Raw genomic sequence first — 1467 nt, 5'->3', positions numbered from 1 at the left:
TCGGCCGTGTGGCGCACCCCGTCGACCTCGACCACTCCTGTGCCGGCCAGTCGGCCGGTGCCGCGGAGCAGGTCGATTCCCTTCCCGGCCAGGTAGGTCTCCTGGCCGGTGTCGGTGTGGTCGGAGACCATGTAGTCCCGCCAGGCCAGGGCCGCCAGCACGTCGATCCCGGCCGACGCGGCGGCCTCCCGGGCGCCGTGGACGGCCTCCCCGGGGCGCAGCAGGGTCTTCGACGGGATGCAGGCCCAGTAGGAGCACTCGCCGCCGACCAGCTCCCGCTCGACCAGGGCGACGCGGAGGCCGCCGTCGGCGAGCTCACCGGCGCAATGCTCACCGGGGGAGCCGCCGCCCAGCACGATCGCGTCGTAGTCGCGGCTCACGCGCGCACCGCTTCGGTGTACCGGCCGGCGCGGTCCGCTGCGGAGTCGGCCTCAAGGCCGTCCTGGCGCGCGACGATGAAGGCGGCGTACCGGTCCGACCACTGATGAGCGGGCGCGATCGGCTCGTACCGACCGTGCCGCTCCTCGGTCTCCCGCAGCAGCGCCGCCAGCGTCGTGACGTCCATGTCTGTCCCCGTTCGTCGAGGGTGCCGGTCAGCGGCCCGGGAGCCGGACCTGGATCTCCTGGAGGAACCAGCGGTTGCCGTCCGGGTCGTCGAAGGAGGCGAACGAGCCGTAGCTGCGCCCCGCCGGGTCGGGCCCGCGTTGCAGCGCGTCACCGCCTGCGTGGTGGAACACCCCGCCGGCGTCGTGGAACGGCTCGCCGACCGCCACGCCGCGCTCGACCAGCTCCCGGCGGGCGGCGTCGAGGTCGCCCACGACGAGGTGCAGACCTTGCACGGACCCCGGTGCGGCGGAGGTGACCCCGTTGCCGAAGATGATCGAGCACGCCGAGCCCGGCGGGGTCAGCTGCACCACCCGGAAGTCCGGCCCGGTGGTGACGTCGGCGTCGAGCCGCCACCCCAGGCGGCCGTCGTAGAAGGCCAACGCCCGGTCCACGTCCGAGACCGGGATGACGACGACCTCCAGCGCCATCGCCGTTCGCCGGTCCTGCGTGGTGTCGCTCGGGCTGACCTGCACGCTGCTCATGGGCGTTCCCTCCGGGAGCACGAGGTGGGGGTGAGTCGTCCAGTAAGGCGCGCGGGACCCGAACCCAAGGAGCGGAGTGGACGATTCGACGAGCCCGCCGAGCGGCACGCGGTGACGACGTGGGCCCACCCCCAGAGCTCGGCCGACATGCCGGTCGTGGGCAGCCGCGGGCTCCACGACCCGACCCGGTCCCTCGAGCCGGCCGGGTGCCCGCTCAGGCGGTGTCGCCGGCCTCCGGGTCGGCACGCGCGGGACGGGCATCGAGAACGGACGACGCGAGTTCGGAGGCCGCGGCCGCGGAGGTCGGCACGCCGGGCCCAGGTGCCTCGAGGGCGTCGGCGGTCTCGCGCAGCCAGGCGATCAGCGGCGCCGCGACCGG

Annotated in this window: 3 protein-coding genes; all 3 read right to left on the bottom strand. The window is 74.6% G+C overall.

All coding sequences use genetic code 11. The features are described from left to right. Positions 1 to 380 (bottom strand): FAD-dependent oxidoreductase (locus AC0CYZ_RS19610; RefSeq protein ID WP_472218364.1); only part of this gene is annotated, 380 nt, incomplete at its 3' end. Beyond that, entirely contained in the window at positions 377 to 565 is a 189-nt protein-coding gene (locus AC0CYZ_RS19605; RefSeq protein WP_472218362.1) for a hypothetical protein, read from the bottom strand. The genes AC0CYZ_RS19605 and AC0CYZ_RS19610, both read right to left, overlap by 4 nt. Before the next feature lie 28 nt (positions 566 to 593). Then, entirely contained in the window at positions 594 to 1088 is a 495-nt protein-coding gene (locus AC0CYZ_RS19600) for a VOC family protein (protein ID WP_472218361.1), read from the bottom strand. Positions 1089 to 1467: the final 379 nt, after the last annotated feature.

This window comes from Actinomycetospora sp. (assembly GCF_055612215.1).
This window is presented reverse-complemented; position numbering and strand designations above follow the sequence as displayed.

Excerpts from the sequence above, each read along its gene's own strand:
- AC0CYZ_RS19605 (WP_472218362.1), bottom strand. The coding sequence starts at position 565 with ATGGACGTCACGACGCTGGCGGCGCTGCTGCGGGAGACCGAGGAGCGG.
- AC0CYZ_RS19600 (WP_472218361.1), bottom strand. The coding sequence starts at position 1,088 with ATGAGCAGCGTGCAGGTCAGCCCGAGCGACACCACGCAGGACCGGCGA.